This window comes from Campylobacteraceae bacterium, from assembly GCA_013215945.1.
Classification (GTDB): Bacteria; Campylobacterota; Campylobacteria; order Campylobacterales; family Arcobacteraceae; genus NORP36.
Window position 1 is genome coordinate 1 of record JABSOM010000018.1, and the last position, 26,301, is coordinate 26,301.

The window sequence follows — 26,301 nt, forward strand, 5'->3', positions numbered from 1 at the left end:
CCTTGTCGGAAACGTAGGCCGTTGCCAGATTTAAGTATTTTATAAAGCTTATATGAATTTCAACTTTAGTTGTTTTTCATATAAGCTTTTTTTTAATTTAAAATTCTATTTAATGCTTGCATAGCTCTAACGGTAGAGCAAGTCCATGGTAAGGACGAGGTTCCAGGTTCAAATCCCGGTGTGAGCACCACTTTAAATATGATTTCCCTACACATGTAACAATTAACCTTTTAACTAAATATATTCATATTGAGTTATATTACAATTTTAACGTATTCCTTCAAAAGAGATTTTATAGATTATTTTTTGTAATTATTACAATTATTTTGAATACCCTCTAATTCAATATTTAAAGCAATTGAAGATATAGAAATTTCTATCATTGTAATTATTAATGAAATACACATAGCTAATAAAGATAAAACAAAAACTATTTTTCCATAATAATCGTATTGGAAAAATAAAAAAAACATTGAAAAAGTGCATAATAATAAAGAAAATGCACCAAAAAGTTGCATCCATTTTATTAGTTCAATTCTATTTTTTAAATTAAAAATTTGTCTTGTAACTTGTTCTATTTTACCTTTATTTGAATTCTTTGTTAAGCCTCTAATTAATTGCCCTGTTGTTAAAAATCTGTTGGTATAGGCTAATAATAGTAAAGAAATTGCGGGAAACAACAACGCTGGTGTTGAAATATCTAATATCATAAAAAATCCTTATATAGTATATTATTGTTGAAAAACTCTATAGGTATTCCTACCCGCTTCTTTTGCTTGATATAAGGCAATATCAGCTTTATCCAAGAGGGTAGAAAGACTTTTATCTTCTTTATTCATTGATACTAAACCTAAACTAATAGTACAATGTATCTTGAGTGTTGACGTAGTATAGAGATGTGAATCAATATTAAATCTAATTTTTTCAGCCAATTCTTTTGCTCCATTAATATTGGTATCTTTAAGTATGATGGCAAATTCTTCTCCTCCAATTCTTGCTAGTACATCTGTATCTCTTATAGTATTTTGAATAGTAAGTGAAATAAATTTTAAAACTTCATCCCCAATATTATGTCCATGATTATCGTTAATTTTCTTGAAAAAATCAATATCAATTGCAATAAGGCAAAAAGAAGTGTTGTGTCGTTTAGATAATTTGAAAAGTTTGTCACCTAATTCAAAAAAATATCTTCTGTTAGAAATTTTTGTTAAATAATCTATTGTAGAAATTTTAATGAGTTTTGCATTAGATGTTTTTAACTTTTTACTTGTAAGTTCCAGTTTTTTGGTTCTTTCCTTAACTTTGTATTCTAAGTTTTGATTTAATTTTTCAATGATATATTGTCTTTTATTTATTATTTTTAAAAAATAGAAGGCTATAAAGCCAAAAACAATAGCTATTAAAAGAGTAATACCATATAAAATATTAGATTTATTTTTTATTTCATTTACATTTTCTAAATAAGATTGAATAGGTATACTAACTCTTAAGCCTCCAATTACGTCATTTAATTTATATTCCTGAGCTTCGTGGCAGGATATGCAAGAACTTTTTACTTTAAGTGATCCTAAAAAATTATATTTGTCTTTCGCAATTTCAGTGTAGTACTTTTCACTTTTTTTATCTTTTAAATAAAGCAAAGCTCTTTTTTCAAAGCCATCAGGACTATTATCTGGGTTAAGTGGTCTTAGACTAGTTATTCTAAAAAAATAATCACCATGTTTATTTGCTAATTCAGATATTTGTCTGGTCATCCACGCTGGATTGATTTTAATTAATACTTTATTTTCTTTAGTATAGAGAATATTGTCTTCTAAATAAGGATTGGGTTTTATATTGTCGTGCTGTATAACATAAACAGATTTATGATCAGAATTCCATTGTCTGGTATAAGTCATAGATTTAAAGTTAGATAATGCTTCTTGAAATAACATTTCTTTTGACATTGTAAGATAGGATAATTGACTGTAATTAATATAATAAAACATCAATGATACTAGCGTGGATATGCTTATTAAGATAAATAGAATATATTTTTTCATTTTTTTACTTTATATATCTTTTATCTTAATAATAGCACAAATAAGATTGTAACTTATCTGCTCTTTTTTAGTTTGGATTTTTTCTTAACTTTTTTCTTTTTTAAAACTTTTCTTTTTTCAAAGGCTTTTTTATCTGCAATTTTTGCTAATTTTTTTTTGCTTGGTTTTGCATTTTTATCAAGTATTTTTCTTGGTTTTTTTGTATAAACTTTTTTTTCTTCTTTTACTGGTGTTTCCGTTATTTCTACTTCTTCAATCATTGTATGCCTTTATATTTGCACAATTATAGCTAATTTTATTATATAAAGTACAATATGCAACTTATTTAAGATTATTCTTCTTTACAATCAATATCAAATAAAATACTGGCACCATATTCATAATCTAAAGCAATGTATTTTTTGTATTTTATTTTTTTAAAAACACTTTTATTGTTTTCGTAAAATACTTTTTTTGATGAAAGTTCTACTATTGTATCCTCTTCATTTAATATTGAACGCACATCTTTATGTTTTAACCAGTAACCATATCTTGAAAAAGTATTTTGCCAAAGCCTAAAAGAGCAGGTCGAATCTTTTGTAAGTTCGAAAACTTCGCCATCATCTTCTGTATACCAATTAGCATTTGAACAAGCATATAGTTCGACTTTTTTACCTCTTATTTCTTTTTTTCTTATTTCAATATTTCCAACTTTACATGAGGGGCAAATGCCTAGAGTTTTAATAAATGACATATTAGTCCTTTTCTTTTTTTAATTATAGGAAAGAAAGAAAGATATAATCAAATATATGACAAATTGTAATAATTTATCATAAAATATAAATAATTATAAGTGTTTGTTTTTATAAAGAACGGGTGCAATTATTGTGCTATAAGGTAAGCTTAATACTAATGTAATATTATATATCACTTAAAAATAATTTTAATTTTTGATTTGTATTTAAAGAAAGGCAAAAATGAAAAAAACAAACTCCATAACTTTTAAGCTTAGTACTGTTTTTATTAGTATTCTTTTACTCTCTTTTGTCATTATTATGTCTTATAACTATTATAAATCTTCTTTGCATTCATATGCGTATATTAATAAAGTTACGGATGAGTTGGCTTTAAAAACTATTTCACGCACAAGTGCTTATTTAAATGATGCAAATACGCCTTTGAGGGTAATCTCAAGCATCACTCCTTCTGAAATTTTTTCTAATTATGAAAATACTTTATCTGTAATGAATGAGTATATTCATACCAATAAACATTTAGCAAGTATTTTTATTGGAGACAAAAATGGGAATTTTTTTCAAGTTAGAAGAGAACCTGCTTTTGCACTTAGAATTATAAAAAAACAAGATGATGTGTTTATGGATACTTGGACATATGATAATAATAAAATTGTAAAAAAACTAGCTACTTATGATGCAAGAACACGTACTTGGTATAAAGATGCAAAAAAGAATAAAATTTCTATATCTGAACCTTATTTATTTTCTTCGACGGGCAAACTTGGAATTACTGTTTATTATGCTTTTTATGAGAATGAAAAAAAATCATATGTGGTCGCAAGCGATATTTCATTGAGCTCTTTAAGCTCTTTTATTAAAAATGAGGCCAATAGTATTGGAGGGGTGATTTCTTTAATTAGTTCAATAGGCGATATTATAGTTTCTTCTGAGGACGTTATTAATAAAAACTCTTTATTAAAAAATATAAATAAACTTGATTTTAATAATGTAACTATTCAAAGTGCAAAAGCTTATTTAAATGGGAATAAAACAGGTCGTTTTAAAGATAAAGAAGGCGATACCTATGTATATATTGGAAAAAACTTTAATCCCAGTGAAAATTTATCCTGGAATATTGTTATTTCAGTTCCAGAGGGTAAAATCTTAGAAGGTGTAAATAATACTTTTTTTGAAACACTTATTATTTCTTTTATTATCTTAATTTTATTTTTATTAATCGCTTTAAAAATATCTCAGGGTTTATCAAAACCAATAATACGTTTATCTGAAGATATTAAAAACCTAGAACAACTGGATTTAGATATCTTAATTGATAACAGTTCTACCATTACAGAGATTAATACTGCACAGAATTCTCTTATTTCTTTACGACTTGGTTTAAAATCATTTTCAAAATATATGCCTTCGGATTTGGTAAAAATTCTAATTAAAAGTAAAAAAGAGATTAAAATTGGTGGAAGTGAAAAAAACTTAGCCATTATGTTTACTGATATTGAAAGTTTTACAACAATATCTGAAAAACTGCTAACAAAAGATTTGACGCAGTATTTATCAGAATATTTTGATGTAATGGAAAAAGTCATCTCAAGTCACGAAGGTACTATTGATAAATATATTGGTGATGCTGTTATGGCTTTTTGGGGTGCACCTCTTGATATTGAAGATCCTATTGAAAAAGCAGTAAGATCATCTCTTATTTTACAAGAAAAACTTTTAGTTTTTAATGATGAATTATTTAAAAAAGTAGGAGTTAGGTTTAATACCAGAATTGGTGTTCATTATGGTAAAACACTTGTTGGTAATATTGGAAGTAATGACAGAATGAATTATACAATAATAGGTGACAACGTAAATATAGCAGCAAGACTTGAGAATATAAATAAAGTCTATAAAACTAAAATTATAATTTCCAATGAAGTTTATGAAAAAATTGCTTCAAATTTTGATATTGTTTATTTGGATGAGTTGGCGTTGAAAGGCAAAAGCATTTCAACAAAAATTTATGAAGTAAGAGGTCTTTTATAATTGAAAACTAACAATAATAAAAGACCCTTGATAGTTATTTTAAGCCTTGTTTTTGGAAGTTTAATATTCTTGTCTTTTATTATTATAATGTCCTACAATTATTACAAAACATCAAAACAATCACATTCTTATATAAATAATGTACAAAATGACTTAGCCTCTAAAACAATTTTTAAAGTAATGGATTATTTAAATGAAGGGAACAGTGCTTTAAAAATTATTTCAGGGCTTACCCCTTCTTTAATGTTTGATAATTATGAAAATATACATAAAGTAATGGAAGAATATATTAAAGATAAAAAACATTTATCAAGTATTTTTATTGCAGATGAAAAAGCGAACTTTATACAAGTCAGAAAAGAACCACATTTTGAAACACGGATTATTAAAAAAATTAATAATGTCCGCTATGAAACATGGATACGTGATAATAAGGCTAGTTTAAAGGAGCTAAGTAAATACAATCCAACTCTTAGACCCTGGTATAAAAAAGCACTAAAAAATCAATTTATTATTTCAAAACCTTATATCTTTGAATCAACCAAAAAACTGGGAATTACTGTTTCTTATGCAAAATATGAAAATAAGAAAAAAGTATTAGTAAGCGCTGTTGATATTTCTTTGAATAATTTACTTATTTTTGTAAAAAAAGAAGCCCAAAAGATTAAGGGTATTGTATTAATTATGTCTTCAAGTGGAGATATTATTGTTTCTTCACAAAATCAAGGAAAAAAAAACACTTCTTTAAATACTATTTATGACTTAGAGAAGAATAATATTGTTGCACTTAGTGCTAAAGCATATCTAAGAAACAATACTACTATTTTAGATAAGGAAGGTGAAAAATATATTTATGTAGGGAAACAATTCTCTCCTAGTAAAAATTTGTCTTGGAATATTCTTATTATTGTTCCTGAAGGTATTGTTTTAAAAGGTATTAAAGAATCCTTTTTTGAAGGTTTGTTTATCTCTATTTTTATGCTTTTATTGTTTATTCTTATATTAAAAAAGTTTTTAAACAGTATTTCTTTGCCTATAACAAAACTTACTAAAGATATAGAAAGATTAGTTGATTTAGATTTAAAACATGCTATTGATAATAATTCAAATATATACGAAATAAAAGTCGCACAAGATGCTTTGATAGCTCTAAAAATTGGACTAAACTCTTTTTCAAAATATGTTCCTAATAATTTGGTGAAAATTCTTGTAAAAAGCAAAAAAGAAATTAAGATAGGTGGAGAAGAAAAACAATTGGCAATTATGTTTACTGATATAGAAGGTTTTACCTCTATTAGTGAAGAAATATCCAATCAAGATTTAACCAAATATTTATCGCAATATTTTCACTTAATGCAAGAAATAATTTCACGCAATGAAGGAACTATTGATAAATATATAGGTGATGCCGTAATGGCTTTTTGGGGAGCACCCCTTGATATTAAAAATCCAATACATAAAGCAGTTTTATCTGCTCTTGAAATACAAAAAGTATTAGAAATTTTTAATACTAACTTATTTAAGAATTTTGGTTTTTCTTTTAAAACCAGAATAGGGCTTCATTATGGAAAAACAATTGTTGGAAACATTGGCTCTAGTAAAAGAATGAATTATACAATAATTGGTGACAGTGTTAATGTGGCTGCTAGGCTTGAAAATATTAATAAGGTATACCAAACTAAGATTATTGTTTCTTCGCAGGTTTTTGAAGCGATTAAAGATGATTTCACTTGTAAATACTTGGACAGTATAGAATTAAAAGGAAAATCTGTTGCAACTAAAATATATGAAGTAAAATCTTTGAACACTGCGTTAAACTAAGTTACTAAATCTTATTTAGTAACTTTTAAAATAGCTTCTATTTCTTTTATTGCTTCTTCATTTTTTAGTGAGAACTTTATTTCAATTCGTCTTGAAGCTTCTTTATCTTCTATATTGTTTTTATAAACTGGATCTAAATAAGAACGCCCACTTGAAATTACTAAATGTCTTAGTTTGTCTTTTCTCTTAAAGTCTTGTGCAAAAATAAAATCCATCACAGCAAAGGCTCTTTTTTGTGAAAGATTTAAGTTGTATAAAAAACTACCAACAGAGTTAGTATGCCCTTCAATAATGATTTTATCAATGTGTTTATTAATGTCATCATTTTCTAAAATGGTATTAAAATAATTGTAAACCGCTTTTTTTAATGCTTTTTTAGCCTCTGGTTTTAACTGTGATTTTCCTTGTTCAAACAAAACATTAGAAGAAAGAATGATTTTCCCACTTTGTGCATCAATTTTAATATCACTGCCCAAAGATTTTTTTAATAAAGAAATGACTTTTACTTTCATTCCTGTAAAGTTCTTGATTTTATTTTTAGTAATAACTAAGTCTTGGGCAACAGCTGCAAATTTATCTTCTTTTTCTTGTATTCGTATTTTTAATAAACGAATTTCATCATCTAAAGAATCACTGTTTTGTTTAAAGTCTTCTAAAAGAACCTTTTTTTCTAAGATTGTTTTTAGAAGTTCTTGCAGGTTTTGGTTTTTTTCATCTATTACAATATAAGAAGAATTTAGACTCTCTAATAATAAATCATTCTTTTTAGAAATATTCTTAAGTTCTTTGTCTTTATTGTTGTTTGTTGTTAAGAGTTTTTTAATATTTTCATCTAAAGAAATGATTAAAATTTTATTTTTCAATAAATCTTGTTCTTTATTTTTTAATAAAACACTGGTATTTGAAAGTATTTGACTTTGATCTTTAAACTCTTTATCTTTAAGGCTTAAATATATTTTTAAATCATCTTTTTCTTTTATTAAATCAAGTAAAATAATTTCTTTATTTTTTAGGAGTTCATTTTTTTCATCAAGCGTTTTTGTACTTTTTACAAGGTTTTGTGTATTTACTTTTAATGCAGCAGATGTTTGTTTTAATTCTTTAAGTGTTAAAGAGATTTTTTCATTTTTTTCATTTATAAGTTTTTTTGCCTGTATTAATGCAGAACTTTCAGTATTTAAAGAATCCTGTAATAATTCAGACTTTTTCTCCAAAAATGAATACTTAACAATAATTGCACCAATAAGTAAGATAAATACAAACAATAATCCTGCCATTAAATCTGCATAAGAAATCCAGAAGTTGGTATTATTATTGTTGTTATTATTATTTCTTTTCATCACTTATACTTTTCGCAATTAATTGTTCCCCTAAATTTTTCAAATCTCCTGATATTAATTCAAAAGAAGAAAGAACAGAGTATATTTCTGCTTTTAATGCTTTTGAATGTTTGTTTTGTTCTTCAATACTTAAAACCAAAGATGAATTGGTACTTTGTACAGACTTTTCTAAGGTATTTAAATTGTTTTGAATACTTGTTTCTGTTTTTGAAGACTCTGCTAATAAATCTTCCAGATGTTTGTATTTATTTAATAAGAGTTGATGCACATTTTGATGCTCAAGATTGAGGTTTTTTATTTCTTCTAATTTACTTTTTGCAATTTCTTCTATTCTTGTAACATAAGAAGGAGAAATTAAATGCTGTATATTGTTTAATAAAGTATCATTGTTTTTTTTATTTTGAATAAGACTTAAAATTTCTATTTCTTCTTTATTCCAAACCTTATTTTCATATTTTTCTTCTAAGTTATAAATAATAGTTTCAATCTTAGACAAACCCCTTTTTTCAAAAAAAGTCCACCAAAGAGACAAAAATATCCCATATATAGAAGCATAAAAAGCTGTACCTACACCTGCTAAGAGCGAAGAGATTTCTTTATCTAATGCTTCTTGTGAAGAAGAAGTAAAATCTGGCATAGATATAGCAATAGCTACAAATGTACCTAATATTCCTAATGTTGGAAAGATAGATGCTGCTATAGAAGAAAAGTGGTCATTTCTAATTTCTCTTAAATCATCATCAAAAAAATGCTCCAAAGAAGAGAGTGATTTTTTTTTGCCAGATATAATAATTTCATTTTCTTTAATATATTCTTCAATACCTGCTGTTTTTTTAGTAAAAGTTGTTTTAAATTTTTCTAGGGAATACCAGGCATTGTGTTGAATAAAAGAAATAAAAATCAATAAAATTAAAGCATTGGTAATAAGGGTATGCATCTCTACTTGTAGAGGCACATAACCCAAAAATGCTAAGAATAAAAAACTGTAAAGTATGAAAGGTATACTAAGTACTATTATAAATCGCCCAAGGTAAAAACTAAGGCTTTGTTTTGTATTGTTCATAAAAACTCCTTGCTCAAATATTCTAACTAATAATACATAAAACTCTTTTCATTTTTTTGTAATTATTGTTTTTAGTCTTCAATTTATTAATCTAGATTGGATATAATTCTTTTTTTAAAGGATTAAAAATGATTATCTTAGACTTTGAAACAAATAGTACTAATGAACATGATGTAATTGAAGTAGCCGCTGTTAAACTTGAACTACGTGATAATAGCTATGAAGTAATAGAACAGTTTCACAGGTATTATCTCTCTAGGTGGGGTGTTAATCCTTATTCCTATGCAGTACACAAATTAACACCTGAAAAAATATTAAAACACCGAGCAGATTCTTCTTACAGTTCTTATTTTAGTGAAGATGAAGATTTTGTCAATTTTTGTAAAAATACACAAGTACTTATTGCTCATAATATAAGTTTTGAGTTAAGACATTTAAAAAACATTGTTTCTTTTGAAAAACATTTTTGTACAATGAAAGAAAACAAGCATATAGTAAAAGCTTTAAATAAGAACGGAAGGATTAAAAATCCTAAACTTGATGAAACCTGTTTACATTATGGCATCCCTTTTGATCCAGACTCTTATCACAGTGCAACCTATGATGTAAGTAAAACTTATGAGATATTAAAACAAATGAAAATCATAATATAAAGAATATACATGCAAAACATAATAGAAATTTTAAAAAATAAAACCACAATATCTGAAAAACATATAAACAATATTATTGTTTTATTAGAAGAAGGATGTACTATTGCATTTATTGCAAGGTATAGAAAAGACAGTACTGGAAATACTAGCGATGAAGAACTCTTAGTTTTCCAAGAGATATATGAATATGCACTTAAACTTGAAAAGAGAAAAGAAGAGATTCTTAAGATATTAAAAGAAAAAGGTGAGTTAAATGAAAGTATTGCAAAAACAATAGAGCAAGCGAATACAAAAACACTCTTAGAAGATATATATGAACCCTTTAAAGGCACTAAAAGCACCAGAGCAGACTTTGCCCTAGATAATAAGCAAGAAGGCTTAGCAAAGCTTATTTTATGTATGAAGTATAGTAAAGAAGAAATACAAAATAAAGCAAAGGCTTTTTTAAATAAAAATATTCAAGATGTAGATACAGCAATAAACTGCGCTAAAGATATAATTGCTTTATATTATTCCCAAGAGATAAGAACAAAAGAAGCTTTACGAAAAAATATAATAAACCATGCTTTATTAAAAACAAAAAAAACAAAAACATTTCAAGAAGATGGTTTATATAAAAACCTAGGGGCTGTTAGTACTAAGGGCTATTTATTAAAAGAACACCGACTATTAGCCATATTGAGAGCGGTAAATGAAAAAGAAATAAGTTTAAAAGTGGATGTTGATGAGCAGTATTTAATTGAAGGTATTAAAAAGTTCCGTATACCAGCATATGCCAAATCTTCCTCTTTGTATGTACTAGAAGCGTATACGGATTCTTTAAAACGTTTGTTATTGCCAAGTTTAAAACGAGAGTACTTAAATGCGTTAAAAGACAAAGCAAGCAAACATGCAATAAATCTTTTTGGTAAAAATCTTAATGAGCTCTTATTAACACCCCCTTTAATGAAACAAGTTATTTTAGGAATGGATCCTGGTTTTATTAGTGGGTGTAAACTAGCAATTATTGATGAAAACGGGGCATATTTAGCGCACAAGGTTATTTATTTATTAAGCAAAAAACAAGAAGATGAAGCCAAAAAGACTGTGCTTGCATTAGTACAAAAATATAAAATCACTTGTATAGCAATTGGAAATGGAACAGGGTCAAAAGAAACAGCTGCTTTTGTATCTGCTTTAATAAAAGAAAACAACTTAAGTCTTAAATATGCAGTAGTTAGTGAAATAGGTGCTTCTGTTTATTCTGCTTCAAAAATTGCACAAGAAGAGTATCCTTCTTTAGATGTAACAATAAGAGGTGCTATTTCAATTGCACAACGCTTAAGAGATCCTATGTCTGCATTGGTGAAAATTGATCCTAAATCTTTAGGAATTGGACAATACCAGCATGATGTGAATCAAAATGACTTAAGTAAAAAACTAAATGATGTAACTTCTTCTTTGGTTAATAAAGTAGGAGTAGATTTAAATTCATCTTCTTATAAACTTTTATCTTTTATTTCTGGAATTTCTGAAAAAATGGCTAAAAACATTGTTGAGTATAGAACTGCTAATAAGTCTTTTTCACATAAAGCACAATTATTAGAAGTAAAAGGTTTGGGAAAGAAAATTTATGAACAATGTGTGGGTTTTTTACGAATAAAAGAAACAAAGAATTTTTTAGATAATTCTGGAATTCATCCTGAAAACTATGCTTTGGCAAAAAACTTAAAAGAACACTATGTGTTAAATGAAATAAGTGCTGAGGTAAAAAATACTTTATGTATAAAATTCAATTGTGGAATACAAAGTTTAAATGATGTGATAATGGAGTTAGAGAAACCAGGTTTTGATATTAGAGATGAATTAGAAGAAATATCTTTTTGCGAAGAAATTAAGAGTTTTGATGAATTAGAAGAGAATGATTTAATAAATGGTGTTGTACGTAATATTACTGATTTTGGTGCATTTATTGACATTGGTTTGAAAAATGATGCTCTTTTACATATATCACAAGTTTCAAATAAACGCGTTTCACATGTAATGGATGTATTATCAATTAATCAACAATTAAAAAATATTAGAATTTTGAGTATAGATAAAGAAAAACAAAAAATTTCTTTGTCTTTGAAATAATATGAGCTCTTATTTAACAAGACTTTTATTGAAAATAATATAAACTTAAGTAGACTTAGTTAGGAAAAAATATGATAATAAAAAATATAAGCCAAGATGAAGCCTATGGAATTGGCGCTTCTTTAAACATTAACTGGAATGTAATTGATATTAATCAGTTCAGACGAGGCCTTGAAGTAGAGTTAGAACATGGAATTATTGATAGTAATACAGACGTTACGCATAATGATATGCTTTTAACAGGAAAAATAGCACTGGCTCATTTAAATGAACTGGGGGATTATTATTCACGTTTAGAAATAATTGAAAATGTAAAACTAAATGTCTCCAATAATTCGCTAGGTGAAAATAAATTTAATTCTTCTTTGTATACAGGTTTATTAGTAGGTGCAGGATTAATGTTGTTTGGAAAGTATTTGAAAAATAAAAAGTCTTAAGACTTTTTATTTTTTTCTAAATGTTCTGTTTGCATCTCTTTTTGTAGTTTTCTTAGTTTTGCTGACCTTTTTTTCATAAGGGTTTTTTACTTTTCTCAAACCTTTTTTCTCACTTAAAGACAGACGTTTAAAACGAGCTACTCTGTGTTCTTTTTGTGTTAATTCAAAACCTTCTAACTGCTCTTTTTGAGTATCTAGTTTTAAATCTTTTTGAATTTGTGCATATAGTTTATATTCTTTTACACATAATAAAGAAATTTCACAGCCCTTGTTTCCAGCTCGTCCTGTTCTTCCAATTCTGTGAGTAAAATCATCTGTTGTTTCAGGAAGAGAATAATTAACTACTATAGGCAGTTGCTCTATATCTATTCCACGTGCTGCTATATCTGTAGCAATTAATACTCTGATTTCACCTGCTTTAAATTTCCTTAGTGCTCTTGCACGTGCGGGTTGTTTAATATCTCCATGAATACATAAAGAATTTAAACCATCTAAGTTTAAATGTTCTGTTAGGGTATCTGCCATCTTTTTTGTATTTACAAATACTAAAAGTTGTTGATAATTTTTAGAACCAATTAAATACGATAACATTTCTTTTTTTTGATCGCTGTCAACACTGTAAGCTAAATGATCAATTAACGCAACCGTTTCTCTTCTGTTTGTTATTTCAACAACAGTAGGTGTTCGCAAAAATTTTTTCGCAAGTTGTTTTACATTTTGTGAAATCGTTGCTGAGAACATCATGATTTGTCTTTGAGGGGATACAAGTGATAAAACTTCTTCTATATCTTTTAAGAAACCAAGTTCAAGCATAGTATCCGCTTCATCAACAACAATCATATTCACACTGGATAAATTTAAACCATTATTCGTAATATGATCTTTTAGTCTTCCTGTGGTTGCAACGATTATATCTACACCTTTATTTAGTTTTGTTTCTTGTATTTTATTAGAAACACCACCAAAAATCTCTGCATACTTAATATTTAGATGTCTTGAATAATGCGATACCGCTTTTGAAATTTGTTTTGCTAATTCTCTTGTTGGTACTAAAATTACACATCTAAGAACTTTTGGTTCATTGTTTTGTGTTTTTTTAAGTTTTTCTAAAATAGGTAAAACAAAAGCAGCAGTTTTACCTGTACCACTTTTTGCAGCACCTATTAAATCAGAACCTTTTAACAGTACTGGAATTGTTTTTGTCTGTATTTCTGTTGGGGTTTCGTACCCTTCTTCTTCTAATGCTTTTAAAATCTCATCACATAGTATTATTGAACCAAATGTTTTGATAGTTTTTCCTTTTACGCCAATATTATATTCTTGGTATTTTTTTGCATTATAGCATAAAGTTAAGAGCTACGATTTATTATGATTATATTTTCAAAAGAAAGGCTATAATACTTTTTTAATTCAAGGAATAAATATTAAAACAGTTACATTATATATACTATGTTTATTAATTTCTATAAGCTTTAATGCTTGTATTGTGGGGGATGTAGTTGCTTTACCTTTTAGAGTTACTGGGGCTGTAATAAATACTGTAGCTCCAGATATTGTAGGTGATAGTATAAGTGGCGTGGGTGAAACATTAGATACAATAATTCCTTTTTAGGGAATTATTGTTTTAACCCAGTTCATCGTTTAAATAATCATCAATAATTTGAACCAAAGTGTCAAATTTTTTCTCACCATCTTTATTGAAAAGAACAATTTCTTCTCCATGATCGTCTTGAATAAAATGTTCATTTTGTTTTATTTTTAAATACAATTCTTGAATATCTTCTGGAGAATCATCTTTGTTAAATAAAAACCAATTAACAGTTGTTTCTTCAAAACGTAATAAGCCATATGTTTTTTCTTCATCAATATAATCTTGAATGGTTCCATTTTCAAACCTGGCACCTATAACTATATCATCATCGTTCATTAACATTTCCATTTTCAACCTTTTCTTAGCACATAGTTTTGCTCTTTGTATCTTTGCAATAATAACAATTTTTCCTTAAAAATCAGCTATAATCGCATTTATCATAAAAAGAAGGTTTGATATTAAAAAGTTTAAAAAAATACATGTAGAAATCACCAATATATGCAATCTTAAATGCAGTTTTTGTCCTCCTCCCACGCTGCCCAGTTTAAGTATGAAACTTGAAGAATTTGAGAAAATTAATGAAGACGCACGAAAATACACTAAAGAATTGGCATACCATGTTTTAGGTGATCCTTTGGTTCTTAGTAATTTAAAACAGTATTTAGATATCTCTTTTAGACATGACCTTAAAATTAATATTACAACGACTGCCATTAATATTAAAGAAAAAAACTATGAAGCTTTAATGCATGAAACATTAAAACAAGTTAATTTTTCTATTAATTCATACAATGCTAATTCTCACAAAAAAACCTTGGATGAGTACTTAGACCCTATTTTTGATTTTATATTATATGCGGTAAAACATAAACAAAATCATTTTATTAATTTACGTATTTGGAATTTAGATGATACTCAAAGTGCTAGAGATTTTAATCAAAAAGTATTTGATAAAGCGAATAAAGTTTTTGCCTGTAATATCTCTTTAGATGATATTTATTTAAATACTCCTAAAAATATACGAATAGCGCCTAAGGTATTTTTTAATTTTGATGAGTATTTTGATTGGCCTTCTTTAAAGAATGATTTTGTAAGTACTAAGGGCTTTTGTTACGGTTTGGATTCTCACTTTTCTATTTTAAGTTCAGGGGTAGTTACTCCTTGTTGTTTAGATAAAGATGGCGTTATTAATTTAGGAAATATTAAAAATGAGTCTTTGGAAAATATTTTAGCTACAAGCAGGGTGAAAAATATTCAAAAAGGTTTTAGAGAAAAAAATGTGGTTGAAGAGTTATGCCAAAAATGCTCTTATCGTACACGTTTTGATTAATACACAAATTTTATCTATATTTTAATATAATACAAAAAATTATTAAGGATATTTTTTGAACGAACTTTCTCTTATTTTTAGAAGTATTAATGACTTCTTTTCAAAACCCATGCTGAAAATTGCTTTTATTCCTTTATTTATTGTGCTTATTTGCATGTATGTACTTTTTTTTATAGCTGCTGATTTTGGTTTTTCTGCTTTAAGTGAGATAATGACACAGGCACAAAATGGTGAAGAAGTATTTATAAGTGCTGATGCTCCTTTTTATTTTGTATGGTTAAGCTCTGCTATTATATTTTTATTTCAATATTCTATCACTTCTTGGATTGTTGGATTTTTATTCTATACGGTGGGTTCTTTATTTATATTAATGTTTTCTGTTTTTATTACTTTAATTATTGTAGGCTTTTTAACACCTCTTATTTTAAAGATTTTACATAAAAAACATTATTCTCATCTTAGATATTATGAGCATGGAAATTTAAGCACTATTCTTTTTGTTTTAATAAAAACGATATTTATAATGTTATTTTTATTTATTTTGTTTATTCCCTTATATTTCATACCTTTAATTAATATTATTGCTTTTAATTTGCCTTTTTATTATCTCTTTCATAAACTTATTAATTTTGACGTTTCTTCTTCTATGTTAAAAAAAGAAGAGTATGAAGTTATTAGTGCTAAAAGTTCAGGTGGATTTAGAGCAAGAACCTTGTTTTTGTATTTTATATCTATGATTCCTTTTATTACTTTGTTTACTTCTGTTTTTTATATCATTTATATTGGAAATGCATATTTCCTTGCTTTAGAAAAATTACGAAAAAAAGAAGATTCAAATAATATAGGTAAAAATTCTTTGGAAAATCAAAAGAGGAAAATTACTTTAAATTAAATACTTAATTAAGTAATTGATAGCCTGTGCCTTGAATATTTTTTAGTAAGTCTTTTGGAAGTTTTTTTCTGAAATTTTTTATAAAAAGTCTTAGTGCATTTTGGGTCATAATTTGATTTTCATCCCAAAGAATATTTTCAATTTCAACATAAGTGATAATTCTATTTTTTTGCAAAAGCAGTTTAAAAAATATATTTTCTTTTTTTGTTAATAAATATTCTTCTGAAGGCCCTGTAACAAGGGATTTACTCTCATCGTATATCCAAGAAGGAATGATATTAAAAATGGAGCTTCCTTCAAAACTTTTGATAAAACTCTCTAATGCAAGGCTTAAGTTTTCTTCTGTAATAGGTTTTACTATGTATTTAACCAAATGTAACTCTGTTGCTTCAAGCATATACTCTAAATCAGTAAAAGCAGAGGTAATAATAACTCTTGTTTTACTGTCTCTTAAACGTATTTTTTTAATAAGTTCAATTCCCGTCATTTTAGGCATTTGAATATCGGTAATAATTAAGTCTGGTTTTTTTTCTTCATAGAGTTTAAAGGCTTCTTCTCCATTAGATGCTACAGAAATATCTTTAAACATGCATTCAAGAATTTCATAAATATTATTCCTAATACCTACTTCATCTTCTACATATAACAAAGTGAAACTTTTTAATTTATTAATTAATTGAGATGTCATAGAAAACCTTATTTAAACATTTATGCTATGATAACAAAAAATTCATTATAGGCCAAGATGTGAACTTTATAACAGAAAAAAATATTTCAAAAGTCATTATTTATTTATTTGTATTTATACTCTCTTCTATGATTTTTTTGATTTCGTATTTTTATGTCAAAAATACGAATGAAGATTTTGATGCTTCAATGAAAGACTTTGTTCATACTCATTATAAAGAACAGAAAATTCTTCTAAAAAAAGAAATTGATATTATTATTGATGTTATTACCTATAATGCTTCTACTTCTTCTTTAGAGTTAGCTGAGTTAAAAGAGCATACTATTGGTTTGTTAAATAATATTCGTTTTGAAGAAAAACGAAGCAATTATATTTTTGTATATGATATTTTAAAAATGCAAGGTGGAGATGATTTTGCAGAACTCTTAGTTAACCCCAATCGTCCTGATTTAGTAGGTACTAAACTATCTACCAATTATAAGGATGTTGATGGTAAAAAGTTTAGAGAAGACTTTTTGAAAGATATAAGAAATAAGGGTGAATCCTACACTCAATATGCCTATACAAAAATAAGCTCTGGAAAAATCAATCAAAAACTTTCTTATTTTAAATATTATGAGCCTTGGAACTGGGTTATTAGTGTTGGAATTTATCTGGATGACATTGAATACGATATAGGACTTAAAAAGAAAGAATTAAATGAGCAGGTTAAAAAACAAATAGTTCAAACCATACTTTTATTCTTTTTGTTTTTATCTTTTGGTATTTTTGTGACGATTATTGTGAGTGATAGAATGGATGAATTTTTTAAAGAGTATAGAAAGAGTGTAAAAAATAAATCTAAAGCACTTGAAGAATTAAATGAGACTTTGGAAAAAAGAGTAGAGTTAGAGCTGGAAAAAAACAGAGAAAAAGAACAAGTTTTAATTGAAAAATCTCGCTTTATTTCTATGGGAGAAATGATTTCTAATATTGCTCATCAGTGGAGACAACCTTTATCTGAATTGTCTTCAATATTAATGAGTATAAAGTTTAAACATAATATTCAAAAATTAGATGATGTAACAATGAACAAAAAAGCCAAAGAAGCAGAACTTATTATTGATTATATGTCTCATACTATTGATGATTTTAGAAACTTTTTTATGCCAAAAAAAGAGAAACAAGACTTTCTTTTATCAAATGCTTTACAATCCGTTAGAACAATTATCAAAAGCACGCTTAAAAACTATAATATTGCTCTTATCATTGATATTAATGAGAAGATTGCACTTAATACCTATTTGAATGAATTTGAGCAGGTTGTGCTTAATATTATCTCCAATGCGAAAGATGTTTTGATTGAGAAAAATATTGTCCAACCTTATATTAAAATTACAGCTTTAAATGAAGAAGATTATGTTGTTTTATATATAGAAGATAATGGGGGAGGAGTTCATGTTGAACCTAAGGGGAAAATATTTGATCCGTATTTTACTACTAAAAAAGACAGTGAAGGTACAGGTATTGGTTTGTATATGAGTAAGATTATTGTAGATAAAAATATGAACGGGCGTTTGCGAGTTAGAAATACCAACGTAGGTGCGAAATTTTCTATTCATATGCCCAAAGAGGCTAAAAAGGATTGATTTTATACGTCCTTTTTTTCTTCATTTTTTAAAAACTGCTCTTGTTTTTTCTTTGTTAAATAAGCCAACATAAATACTACGGCAGAAACTAAAGCAAAACCTATTAATTCATTGTATAAATCATTCATAAAGAATTGTATCATAAGCTTTATTGTATTAACTTATAGGTATTTTTTCTCTTCTTCTAAATAATAAAGCAAAAAAAAGCAAGCATTTCTGCTTGCTTTTTAAAATATTATGACATCCTATCCATAAACAAGATTTGGAAGCCATAAAGCAATTGCTGGAATATACGTTACTAGTATAAGTCCTACAAAAATAGTTAGTGTCCAAGGAAAAGCTGCAACAATTACATCTTTCATTGACATTCCTGTTAACCCTGAGGTTACAAAGAGGTTAAGACCTACAGGAGGGGATACCATTCCTAATTCCATATTAATAGTAATTACTATTCCAAAGTGAATAGGATCAATTCCAAGTGCCATTGCAACTGGAAGTAATAAAGGTACCATAATCATAATAATAGCACTTGGTTCCATAAAAGAACCAGCAACTATTAATAATACATTAACAAACAATAAGAACATATATTTATCAACATTTGCTTCAATTAATGTTTCTGTTATTCCTTGTGGAATATTTTCAATGGTTAGAAAATGAGCAAAAAGCATGGCATTGGTAATAATGAACATAATCATAGCTGTTGTTTTTGCTGAATCTAAAGATACATTATAAAATTCTTTAAAAGTTATGTCTTTATAAATAAATACAGATACAATAAAGGCCCAAACAGCGGCTACTGCAGCAGCTTCAGTAGGAGTAAAAATTCCTCCATAAATACCACCAATAACAATAACAATGGTCATTAATCCCCAAGAAGCATCTTTCATTTTCTCAAGTCTGTATTTCCAAGGTTTTGGTTCGCTTCGTTTAAATCCTAAACGAACAGCTCCAATATACGTAACAACCATCATCATAATACCTAGCATAATACCAGGAACTACTCCTGCCATAAACAGTCTTCCAATAGAAACTTCCGCTGTAACCCCATATACAATTAAAACAATTGAAGGTGGAATTAAAATTCCTAAAGAACCAGCTGTTGCAATAGTACCAACAGCATATTTTTTAGGATAACCTGCTTGCATAATAGCCCCAAACATAATAGAACCAATAGCTACAACAGTTGCTGGTGAGCTTCCTGAAACCGCTGCAAAAATAATAGATGCAAAAATAGCAGAAATAGGTAAACCACCAGGTAAATGTCCTACAATAGATTTAGCAAATTCAATAATTCTTTGCGCCGCACTTCCTTTTGATAATAAATTACCAGCAAGAATAAACATAGGAATTGCCATAAGTGAATAATGCTCAATTTTATCAAACATTAATCCACCAATTTCAATAGGTGAAATATCTGTGAATAACATTAATGTTGTAAATGTAGCTGCACCTAAACAGATAGAAATGGGGGTACCTAAAATAATTAGGGTGAAGAAAATACCAAAAAGTACTGCTACACTCATAACATACCTCCTGTTTTTTTCTCAGCTTCTTTTACAATCTCATTTAATTTGATTGCATCTTTACTTGTAATTCCTGCTTCCGTTAGCACTACTTGTCCTTCATTTTCTTCTACAATTTTATCATGTGGAGTTCTTATAAGAACTATAATTCTTTCTGCAACTCTGTAAGCACCAAAAGCAAAAGAAATAGGAATAACAGCATAAACGTATTCCATTGGTAAATCCCATAAATCAATGGACTTTTCTTCTAACTCTTGTATTAACAGTGTATATTGATATCCATAATAAGATATTGTAATTAAAAATATAAAAGAAATAAAACTAGAAGTAACTAACATTATTTTTGCAATTTTTGAGGGAACAATATCTACAATAACAGTAACAGCAATATGTGCATTCTTTTTAAAACAGTAAGCAGCTCCAAAAAAAACTGACCACAAGAATAAAAAAATTGTAAGTTCGGTCGCCCAAACTAAAGACGCATCAAACGCATATCTTGCAACAACATTCGTGAAAGCAACAGCAACTCCGGCGGAAATGCCGAAGGCTGCTATTTTTTGGTTTATATGACCAATAATTATACTAATAATATTAAACATAATTATTTCGTATTTAATGCCGCTTTAATTAGATCTTCTCCAATTAGCTTTTTATCATAAAACTTAGGATAAATAACACTTACAGCAGATTTCCAAGCATTTTTTTGCTCAGCTGTCAATGTAAATATTTCTAATTTCCCCGTTTTTGCAGCATATTCTTTGATTAGTTCTAATTGTGAATTATTTAATTCTTCTGCATATTCTCTTTCTTTATCCGTAGCATCATTCATAGCTTGTGTAACATTCGCTTGTAAATCAGCAGGTAAAGAATTCCAGAATTTTTTACTCATAATTACTAAATAACCTAAATAACCGTGGTTAGTAATTGTTAAGTATTTTTGAACTTCATGGAATTTTTTAGTATAGATGTTAGAAATTGTATTTTCTTGTCCATCAATTACACCTTGTTGTAAACCTGAGTATACTTCAGAAAAAGGCATCATTTGTGGATTTGCTCCTACAGAATGAAATTGTGCTTCAAGTACTTTTGAAGACATAATTCTAAATTTTTGACCTTTTGCATCAGCAGGTACAATTAGTGCTTTTTTAGCAGATGATAATTGTTTAAAGTGATTGTCCCAGAAGTTTAAAGCAACAAAACCTTTTTTATTAACCATTGCTTTTAAATCTGCACCAACACTACCATCTTGAACTCTGTGTAATTGGTCAATATCTTTAAACAAAAATGGTAAATCAAATAAAGCTAATTGAGGTACAATTTTACCAAATTTAGAAAAACTTGGTGCTGCCATTTGAACTGAGTTTAGTTTAATAGCTTTTAAAACTGCATTGTCTTTATATAACTGTGAAGATGGGTAAATTTGTACATCAATTTTACCTTTAGATAATTCTTCTAATCTTTTTTCAAAATATACAGCTGCTTTACCTTTTGGTGTGTTTGCACTAACAACGTGTGAAAATTTTAAGACATATTCAGCCTCTGCTGCTTGTACTTCATTACCTGATAATAATACCAATGCTGCAACTGCAACACTAGACATCAAACCTTTAATTTTTGTAGTCATATTAACTCCTTTAATGTTAAGTGTGAAAAGTATAATAAAAACTTATGTATATATTGTGTCTTTTTTTATTTTTTTGAACATATTCTAAGGGCAATAATTTTATTAAACAAAGATAGGTATATTAAATAATACTTTGGGTTATTTAATAATATAAGTAAAAATAGACAAGTAGTTTTTTCTTTAAAGGAAACTACAAGTTTTCCTCCTTAATACCTTGTTTTAGGGCTTTAATGAGAGTTGTTATTATTTTAGAAATGAACCCTGCGTGACATTTTATTCTATTTTAACCAATCTTTAAAGAAAACTTAGTTATCCTATTTACACTTAGGGAATAAAAATTAAAGGATAAAGATGGGTAACAATGTAAAATTACTTACTTCATTTAAAGATAATTGTGGTTTTGGGTTAATGGCTGATTTAAAAAACAGACCAAGCCATAATAACTTAGAAGATGCGATTACATCACTAGAGAGAATGATGCACAGAGGTGCTGTTGCTGCTGATGGAAAAACAGGTGATGGTTCTGGATTATTAATGTCAATACCGGAAAAATTCATGAGAAAAATTACTTCTGAAGAAGGTATTGATTTACCTGAAAACTACGGTATTGCTATGATATTTACTGAAGATTTAAGCGATATAGAAATCTTCAAAGGCATTTGTGAAAACAACGATTTAAAAATATTATACACACGAGAAGTACCTATTAATAAAGATGCATTAGGGGCACAAGCATTAGCCTGTTTACCCTATATCATACAAGTATTTGTAGCTGCAAATTCATTAATGTCATCAAAAAGACTTGATGCTATGTTGTATTTAACAAGAAAAGAATGTGAACATCAATTATTAGGAAAAGAAGAATTTTATATTCCCTCATTTTCTTCTAGAGTAATATCCTATAAAGGTTTGATAATGCCTACGCATATCAAACAGTTTTATGTTGATTTTAATGATGAAGATTTTGCTATTACTTTTGCATTATTTCATCAAAGATTCTCAACCAATACACTTCCTCAATGGAGATTAGCTCAACCTTTTAGAACTATTGCTCATAATGGAGAAATAAATTCTGTAGAAGCTAATAGAGTAAATGTACGTATTAAATCAGAAAAAATAGAATCTGAAGTATTTACACAAGCAGAGTTAAACAGACTATTCCCGATTCTTCAAGAAGGCGGATCTGATTCTGCGTCTTTGGATAATATGTTTGAATTTTTATTAGTAAATGGTTGTGATTTTTTTAAAGCAGCACGTTCATTAATACCTGCTCCTTGGCAAAATGCACCACATATGGATCCTGAGTTAAGAGCTTTTTATGAGTATACATCAACTGCAATGGAAGCTTGGGATGGACCTGCAGCTGTTTCCTTAACAGATGGTAGATATATTGGTTGTTTAATTGACAGAAATGGCTTAAGACCTTCTAAATATGTAATAACTAAAGATCATAAAATCTATATTACTTCTGAGTATGGAACTATTGATTTTGAAGAAGAAAATATAAAAGAAAGAGGACGATTACAATCAGGGGAAATGATTGGTTTGGATTTAAAACATGGTGTTGTTTTAAAAGAAAATGATATCAATGATTATTTGAAATCTTCTCAAAACTATTCTAAATGGTTAAACAATGATATGGAATATTTACAAGAATACATTGATGAGTCTTTTTTAGATATTAGTGATTATACTTTTGATGATTTAGAAAACAGACAAAAATTCTATAATATTACCTATGAAGCTATTGATCAAATGATTGAGCCTATGAGTAAAGATGGAAAAGAACCTGTAGGTTCTATGGGAGATGATACACCTTTAGCCTGTTTTTCAGAGGTTAATAGAAATTTTACAGATTTTTTCAGACAAAAATTTGCACAAGTAACGAATCCTCCTATTGATCCATACCGAGAAAAAGTTGTAATGTCGCTGGAAACAGGATTTGGACAAATTCATAATATCTTAGATGAAAAATCTTCTTATGCAAAAAGATTGAAAGTTACTTCTCCTATTTTGATGCAAGAAAAATACAATGTATTGGTATCCTTTGGAGAAAAAAGTTCACCAAGATATGACAAATATTATAAAAATCAGCGTTTTTCAACAACATTTAAAACGGGATTAAAAGAAGCCTTAGAAAACCTTGCGAAAGAAGTAATTTATTCTATTGTAAACAATGATGTTTATATTATTCTTTTAGATGATAGAGCGGTATCAAAAGATAATAAAATTATTCCTATGGCTATGGTTGTTGGATATTTAAATCAAGCTTTATTAAAAGCCAAAATTAGACACAGCGCATCTTTTATTGCAGTATCTGGGGAAGTATATGATCCTCATATGGCTGCTGTTTTATTAGCTTATGGAGTTACAGCAATTTATCCATACATGATGTATGCATCTACTGTTGCTTTACATGAAAGACGCCTTACTAATAAATACGACATGCAAAAGAAACTTAAAAATACGCAAAAAGCCTTAAATGGTGGTTTATTAAAAATCATGTCAAAAATGGGTATTTGTACAATTGCATCTTATAGAAACTCTGCTTTATTTGATTTAATTGGTTTAAGTGATGAAATTCTAGAAGACTGTTTTGATGGAAGTTTTTCTGATTTAGCTGGTTTAGGTTATGAAGACATAGAAAAAAGAATAGAAAAATCTCATTTTAATGCCTATTATGATGATTCTCATATGTTTCCTTTAGATTTAGGTGGTTTTTATAAGTATATTGATGGCGGAGAATACCATGATTATGGTCCGAATACACTTATGGCAATGCATAATAAAAAAGCAAAAATTAAAGAAGATATAACTGATTTTGACGCGTTAAGAGAACTGGTTGAAAAACGAGACAAAAAATTTATTAGAGATTTTTTTGAATTTAATTCTGATAAAAAAGCTATACCTTTAGAAAAAGTTGAATCTTTAGATGAAATCTTTAAACGTTTTGCATCTGCTGCTATGTCACTTGGTTCAATATCACCAGAAGCGCATGAAGCAATGGCAATTACAATGAATACTATTGGTGGAATGTCAAATTCAGGTGAGGGTGGAGAAGATCCTAAACGATTTGGAACACTTAAAAACTCAAAAATTAAACAAGTTGCCTCAGGTAGATTTGGTGTTACTCCTGGATATTTACGCTCAGCTGAAGAAATACAAATTAAAGTTGCACAAGGTGCAAAACCTGGAGAAGGTGGACAATTAGCAGGGCATAAAGTTACTGCTTATATTGCTGGTTTACGTCATACAGTTGAAGGTGTTACGTTAATTTCACCTCCTCCTCATCATGATATTTATTCTATTGAAGATTTATCTCAACTGATTTTTGATTTAAAACAAATCAATCCAGAAGCTAAGATTACAGTTAAATTGGTATCAACTGTTGGTGTTGGAACAATTGCAGCAGGAGTTGCAAAAGCGTATGCTGATAGAATTGTAATTTCTGGGGCTGATGGAGGAACAGGAGCTGCTCCTTTAACTTCATTAAAACATACAGGAAATCCCTGGGAAATGGGACTTACTGAAGCACATAATGCACTAAAAGCCAATCATTTAAGAGGATCTGTTCATTTACAAACAGATGGTGGATTAAAAACAGGCTTAGATGTAATAAAAGCTGCTATGTTAGGTGCTGAGTCTTATGCATTTGGTACGGCTGCTTTAACACTTCTTGGTTGTAAAATATTAAGAATCTGTCACACAAATAAGTGCTCCGTAGGAGTTGCTACTCAAGATGAAGATTTAAGAACGTATTTTACAGGTACCGTTGAGCGATTAATTTCATATTTTAGCTTTATCGCAAGTGATGTGAGAGATATTTTAGCAAAACTTGGATATTCAAGCATAGAAGAAATTGTAGGAAGAAGTGATTTATTAAAAGTTATTGATGATAAAATGGCCCAAAAATTTGATTTCTCAAATATTTTACGAAGAATTGATGGAGTTGATACCTGTCAAAAAGAAAGAAATGTACCTTATGATAAAAATAAATTTGAAAAAGAACTCTTAAAAAAAGTTCATAGAACAATTGAAAATCCTTCTTCTGCAATTAAAATAAAAGTTAATATTTGTAATACAAACAGATCTTTTGGAACACTAATCTCAGGTGAGATTGCTAAATATTATGGAGATAAGGGTTTACCTGATAATTCTATTAATATTCATTTAAAAGGAACAGCTGGTCAGAGTTTTGGAGCATTTTTATCTAAAGGAATGAATCTTTTCTTAGATGGTCCGGCGAATGATTATATTGGTAAGGGAATGAATGGTGGTAAAATCATTATTAATCCTTTTCATCAAGGTGAAGAGTTTGCCGCTGGTGGAAATACTTGTTTATATGGAGCTACTGGTGGTAAATTATATATCAGAGCTTGTGTAGGGGAGAGATTTGCTGTAAGAAACTCAGGAGCGGTATCAGTAGTTGAAGGAACAGGGGATAATGCTTGTGAATATATGACAGGTGGGATAGTTGTAACGCTTGGAAATACTGGAATTAATTTTGGTGCTGGAATGACAGGTGGATTGGCATTTATTTACGATCCTGAAAAATCTTTTGTTGATAAAATGAATCAAGAATTAGTAGAAGCTTTACGAATTGATACCGATGATACCGAACGTGAGCGCTTGTATTTAAAACGTTTATTATTGGATTATATTAATGAAACTGAAAGTTTAAAAGCGCAAGATATTCTAGAAAACTACAGAGCTGAAATTAGAAACTTCTGGATGGTTAAACCAAAAAATATGACGGTTTTACCATTAGATCCAGACGAAGGAGATTAGA

Annotated in this window: 21 protein-coding genes, 1 tRNA gene and 1 pseudogene; 10 read left to right on the forward strand and 13 right to left on the reverse strand. The window is 28.1% G+C overall.

Annotated elements, in window-relative coordinates; translation table 11 throughout:
* Positions 1 to 114: 114 nt before the first annotated feature.
* Positions 115 to 190, forward strand: a tRNA-Thr gene (locus tag HRT41_14945).
* Positions 191 to 299: 109 nt separating this feature from the next.
* On the opposite strand, the gene HRT41_14950 is transcribed toward HRT41_14945, so the two are convergent.
* The 4 genes from HRT41_14950 to HRT41_14965 form a co-directional block, all read right to left on the reverse strand.
* Positions 300 to 710 (reverse strand): DUF2721 domain-containing protein, encoded by a 411-nt coding sequence (locus tag HRT41_14950; GenBank protein NQY25319.1) that lies wholly within the window; start codon positions 708 to 710, stop codon positions 300 to 302.
* 21 nt (positions 711 to 731) lie between these two features.
* Positions 732 to 2,042 (reverse strand): diguanylate cyclase, encoded by a 1,311-nt coding sequence (locus HRT41_14955; protein ID NQY25320.1) that lies wholly within the window; start codon positions 2,040 to 2,042, stop codon positions 732 to 734.
* Positions 2,043 to 2,095: 53 nt separating this feature from the next.
* The gene (locus HRT41_14960) at positions 2,096 to 2,302 is read right to left on the reverse strand and encodes a hypothetical protein (protein ID NQY25321.1); all 207 of its coding nucleotides are present in this window, start codon (positions 2,300 to 2,302) and stop codon (positions 2,096 to 2,098) included.
* 71 nt (positions 2,303 to 2,373) lie between these two features.
* A complete protein-coding gene (locus tag HRT41_14965) occupies positions 2,374 to 2,775 on the reverse strand; it encodes a hypothetical protein (protein NQY25322.1) in 402 nt (133 codons plus the stop codon).
* A gap of 223 nt (positions 2,776 to 2,998) precedes the next feature.
* Between HRT41_14965 and HRT41_14970 the strand changes: the two genes are divergently transcribed.
* Together HRT41_14970 and HRT41_14975 are read left to right on the forward strand one after the other, a co-directional pair.
* Complete coding sequence (locus HRT41_14970; GenBank protein ID NQY25323.1) at positions 2,999 to 4,804, forward strand: hypothetical protein; 1,806 nt, start codon at positions 2,999 to 3,001, stop codon at positions 4,802 to 4,804.
* A complete protein-coding gene (locus HRT41_14975; protein NQY25324.1) occupies positions 4,805 to 6,625 on the forward strand; it encodes a hypothetical protein in 1,821 nt (606 codons plus the stop codon).
* A gap of 11 nt (positions 6,626 to 6,636) precedes the next feature.
* Here HRT41_14975 and HRT41_14980 read toward each other — a convergent pair whose 3' ends face one another.
* Together HRT41_14980 and HRT41_14985 are read right to left on the reverse strand one after the other, a co-directional pair.
* Entirely contained in the window at positions 6,637 to 7,965 is a 1,329-nt protein-coding gene (locus HRT41_14980) for an OmpA family protein (protein NQY25325.1), read from the reverse strand.
* Complete coding sequence (locus HRT41_14985) at positions 7,952 to 9,028, reverse strand: MotA/TolQ/ExbB proton channel family protein (protein ID NQY25326.1); 1,077 nt, start codon at positions 9,026 to 9,028, stop codon at positions 7,952 to 7,954. The genes HRT41_14980 and HRT41_14985 overlap by 14 nt, the downstream gene beginning before the upstream one ends.
* A 128-nt stretch (positions 9,029 to 9,156) precedes the next feature.
* Between HRT41_14985 and HRT41_14990 the strand changes: the two genes are divergently transcribed.
* The 3 genes and pseudogenes from HRT41_14990 to HRT41_15000 all read left to right on the forward strand — a co-directional run bounded on the left by HRT41_14990 (position 9,157) and on the right by HRT41_15000 (position 12,104).
* Positions 9,157 to 9,681, forward strand: coding sequence for a 3'-5' exonuclease (locus tag HRT41_14990; protein NQY25327.1), 525 nt, complete (start codon positions 9,157 to 9,159; stop codon positions 9,679 to 9,681).
* Positions 9,682 to 9,690: 9 nt separating this feature from the next.
* Positions 9,691 to 11,796 carry a helix-hairpin-helix domain-containing protein gene (locus HRT41_14995; protein ID NQY25328.1) on the forward strand — a complete coding sequence of 702 codons (2,106 nt, stop codon included), beginning with the start codon at positions 9,691 to 9,693 and terminating at the stop codon, positions 11,794 to 11,796.
* A 71-nt stretch (positions 11,797 to 11,867) separates the two neighbouring features.
* Positions 11,868 to 12,104: pseudogene (locus HRT41_15000) on the forward strand (hypothetical protein).
* Positions 12,105 to 12,239: 135 nt separating this feature from the next.
* Here HRT41_15000 and HRT41_15005 read toward each other — a convergent pair.
* Both HRT41_15005 and HRT41_15010 read right to left on the reverse strand, forming a co-directional pair.
* Positions 12,240 to 13,442, reverse strand: coding sequence for a DEAD/DEAH box helicase (locus tag HRT41_15005; protein NQY25329.1), 1,203 nt, complete (start codon positions 13,440 to 13,442; stop codon positions 12,240 to 12,242).
* Positions 13,443 to 13,857: 415 nt separating this feature from the next.
* Positions 13,858 to 14,172: a hypothetical protein gene (locus HRT41_15010; GenBank protein NQY25330.1), complete on the reverse strand. Its 315-nt coding sequence runs from the start codon at positions 14,170 to 14,172 to the stop codon at positions 13,858 to 13,860.
* 109 nt (positions 14,173 to 14,281) lie between these two features.
* On the opposite strand from HRT41_15010, the gene HRT41_15015 reads away from it, so the two are divergent.
* Together HRT41_15015 and HRT41_15020 are read left to right on the forward strand one after the other, a co-directional pair.
* The gene (locus HRT41_15015; GenBank protein NQY25331.1) at positions 14,282 to 15,154 is read left to right on the forward strand and encodes a radical SAM/SPASM domain-containing protein; all 873 of its coding nucleotides are present in this window, start codon (positions 14,282 to 14,284) and stop codon (positions 15,152 to 15,154) included.
* Between the two features lie 55 nt (positions 15,155 to 15,209).
* Entirely contained in the window at positions 15,210 to 16,046 is an 837-nt protein-coding gene (locus HRT41_15020) for an EI24 domain-containing protein (protein ID NQY25332.1), read from the forward strand.
* 4 nt (positions 16,047 to 16,050) lie between these two features.
* On the opposite strand, the gene HRT41_15025 is transcribed toward HRT41_15020, so the two are convergent.
* Positions 16,051 to 16,734 (reverse strand): response regulator, encoded by a 684-nt coding sequence (locus HRT41_15025; protein NQY25333.1) that lies wholly within the window; start codon positions 16,732 to 16,734, stop codon positions 16,051 to 16,053.
* 59 nt (positions 16,735 to 16,793) lie between these two features.
* Here HRT41_15025 and HRT41_15030 point away from each other — a divergent pair, with 59 nt between their 5' ends.
* Entirely contained in the window at positions 16,794 to 18,362 is a 1,569-nt protein-coding gene (locus tag HRT41_15030) for a cache domain-containing protein (GenBank protein ID NQY25334.1), read from the forward strand.
* 2 nt (positions 18,363 to 18,364) lie between these two features.
* Here HRT41_15030 and HRT41_15035 read toward each other — a convergent pair whose 3' ends face one another.
* The 4 genes from HRT41_15035 to HRT41_15050 form a co-directional block, all read right to left on the reverse strand.
* Complete coding sequence (locus HRT41_15035; protein NQY25335.1) at positions 18,365 to 18,505, reverse strand: hypothetical protein; 141 nt, start codon at positions 18,503 to 18,505, stop codon at positions 18,365 to 18,367.
* 102 nt (positions 18,506 to 18,607) lie between these two features.
* Positions 18,608 to 19,888: a TRAP transporter large permease subunit gene (locus tag HRT41_15040; GenBank protein NQY25336.1), complete on the reverse strand. Its 1,281-nt coding sequence runs from the start codon at positions 19,886 to 19,888 to the stop codon at positions 18,608 to 18,610.
* A complete protein-coding gene (locus tag HRT41_15045; protein ID NQY25337.1) occupies positions 19,885 to 20,490 on the reverse strand; it encodes a TRAP transporter small permease in 606 nt (201 codons plus the stop codon). Before HRT41_15045 ends, HRT41_15040 begins: the two co-directional genes overlap by 4 nt.
* A complete protein-coding gene (locus HRT41_15050; GenBank protein ID NQY25338.1) occupies positions 20,490 to 21,488 on the reverse strand; it encodes a DctP family TRAP transporter solute-binding subunit in 999 nt (332 codons plus the stop codon). The genes HRT41_15045 and HRT41_15050 overlap by 1 nt, the downstream gene beginning before the upstream one ends.
* A 375-nt stretch (positions 21,489 to 21,863) precedes the next feature.
* Here HRT41_15050 and gltB point away from each other — a divergent pair, with 375 nt between their 5' ends.
* Positions 21,864 to 26,300: a glutamate synthase large subunit gene (gene gltB / locus HRT41_15055; protein NQY25339.1), complete on the forward strand. Its 4,437-nt coding sequence runs from the start codon at positions 21,864 to 21,866 to the stop codon at positions 26,298 to 26,300.
* Position 26,301: the final 1 nt, after the last annotated feature.

Excerpts from the sequence above, each read along its gene's own strand:
- HRT41_14980 (NQY25325.1), bottom strand. The coding sequence starts at position 7,965 with ATGAAAAGAAATAATAATAACAACAATAATAATACCAACTTCTGGATT.
- HRT41_15025 (NQY25333.1), bottom strand. The coding sequence starts at position 16,734 with ATGACATCTCAATTAATTAATAAATTAAAAAGTTTCACTTTGTTATAT.
- HRT41_14985 (NQY25326.1), bottom strand. The coding sequence starts at position 9,028 with ATGAACAATACAAAACAAAGCCTTAGTTTTTACCTTGGGCGATTTATA.
- HRT41_14955 (NQY25320.1), bottom strand. The coding sequence starts at position 2,042 with ATGAAAAAATATATTCTATTTATCTTAATAAGCATATCCACGCTAGTA.
- HRT41_15010 (NQY25330.1), bottom strand. The coding sequence starts at position 14,172 with ATGGAAATGTTAATGAACGATGATGATATAGTTATAGGTGCCAGGTTT.
- HRT41_14990 (NQY25327.1), top strand. The coding sequence starts at position 9,157 with ATGATTATCTTAGACTTTGAAACAAATAGTACTAATGAACATGATGTA.
- HRT41_15050 (NQY25338.1), bottom strand. The coding sequence starts at position 21,488 with ATGTCTAGTGTTGCAGTTGCAGCATTGGTATTATTATCAGGTAATGAA.
- HRT41_14995 (NQY25328.1), top strand. The coding sequence starts at position 9,691 with ATGCAAAACATAATAGAAATTTTAAAAAATAAAACCACAATATCTGAA.
- HRT41_14950 (NQY25319.1), bottom strand. The coding sequence starts at position 710 with ATGATATTAGATATTTCAACACCAGCGTTGTTGTTTCCCGCAATTTCT.
- HRT41_14960 (NQY25321.1), bottom strand. The coding sequence starts at position 2,302 with ATGATTGAAGAAGTAGAAATAACGGAAACACCAGTAAAAGAAGAAAAA.
- HRT41_14970 (NQY25323.1), top strand. The coding sequence starts at position 2,999 with ATGAAAAAAACAAACTCCATAACTTTTAAGCTTAGTACTGTTTTTATT.
- HRT41_15035 (NQY25335.1), bottom strand. The coding sequence starts at position 18,505 with ATGATACAATTCTTTATGAATGATTTATACAATGAATTAATAGGTTTT.
- HRT41_15040 (NQY25336.1), bottom strand. The coding sequence starts at position 19,888 with ATGAGTGTAGCAGTACTTTTTGGTATTTTCTTCACCCTAATTATTTTA.
- HRT41_14965 (NQY25322.1), bottom strand. The coding sequence starts at position 2,775 with ATGTCATTTATTAAAACTCTAGGCATTTGCCCCTCATGTAAAGTTGGA.
- gltB (NQY25339.1), top strand. The coding sequence starts at position 21,864 with ATGGGTAACAATGTAAAATTACTTACTTCATTTAAAGATAATTGTGGT.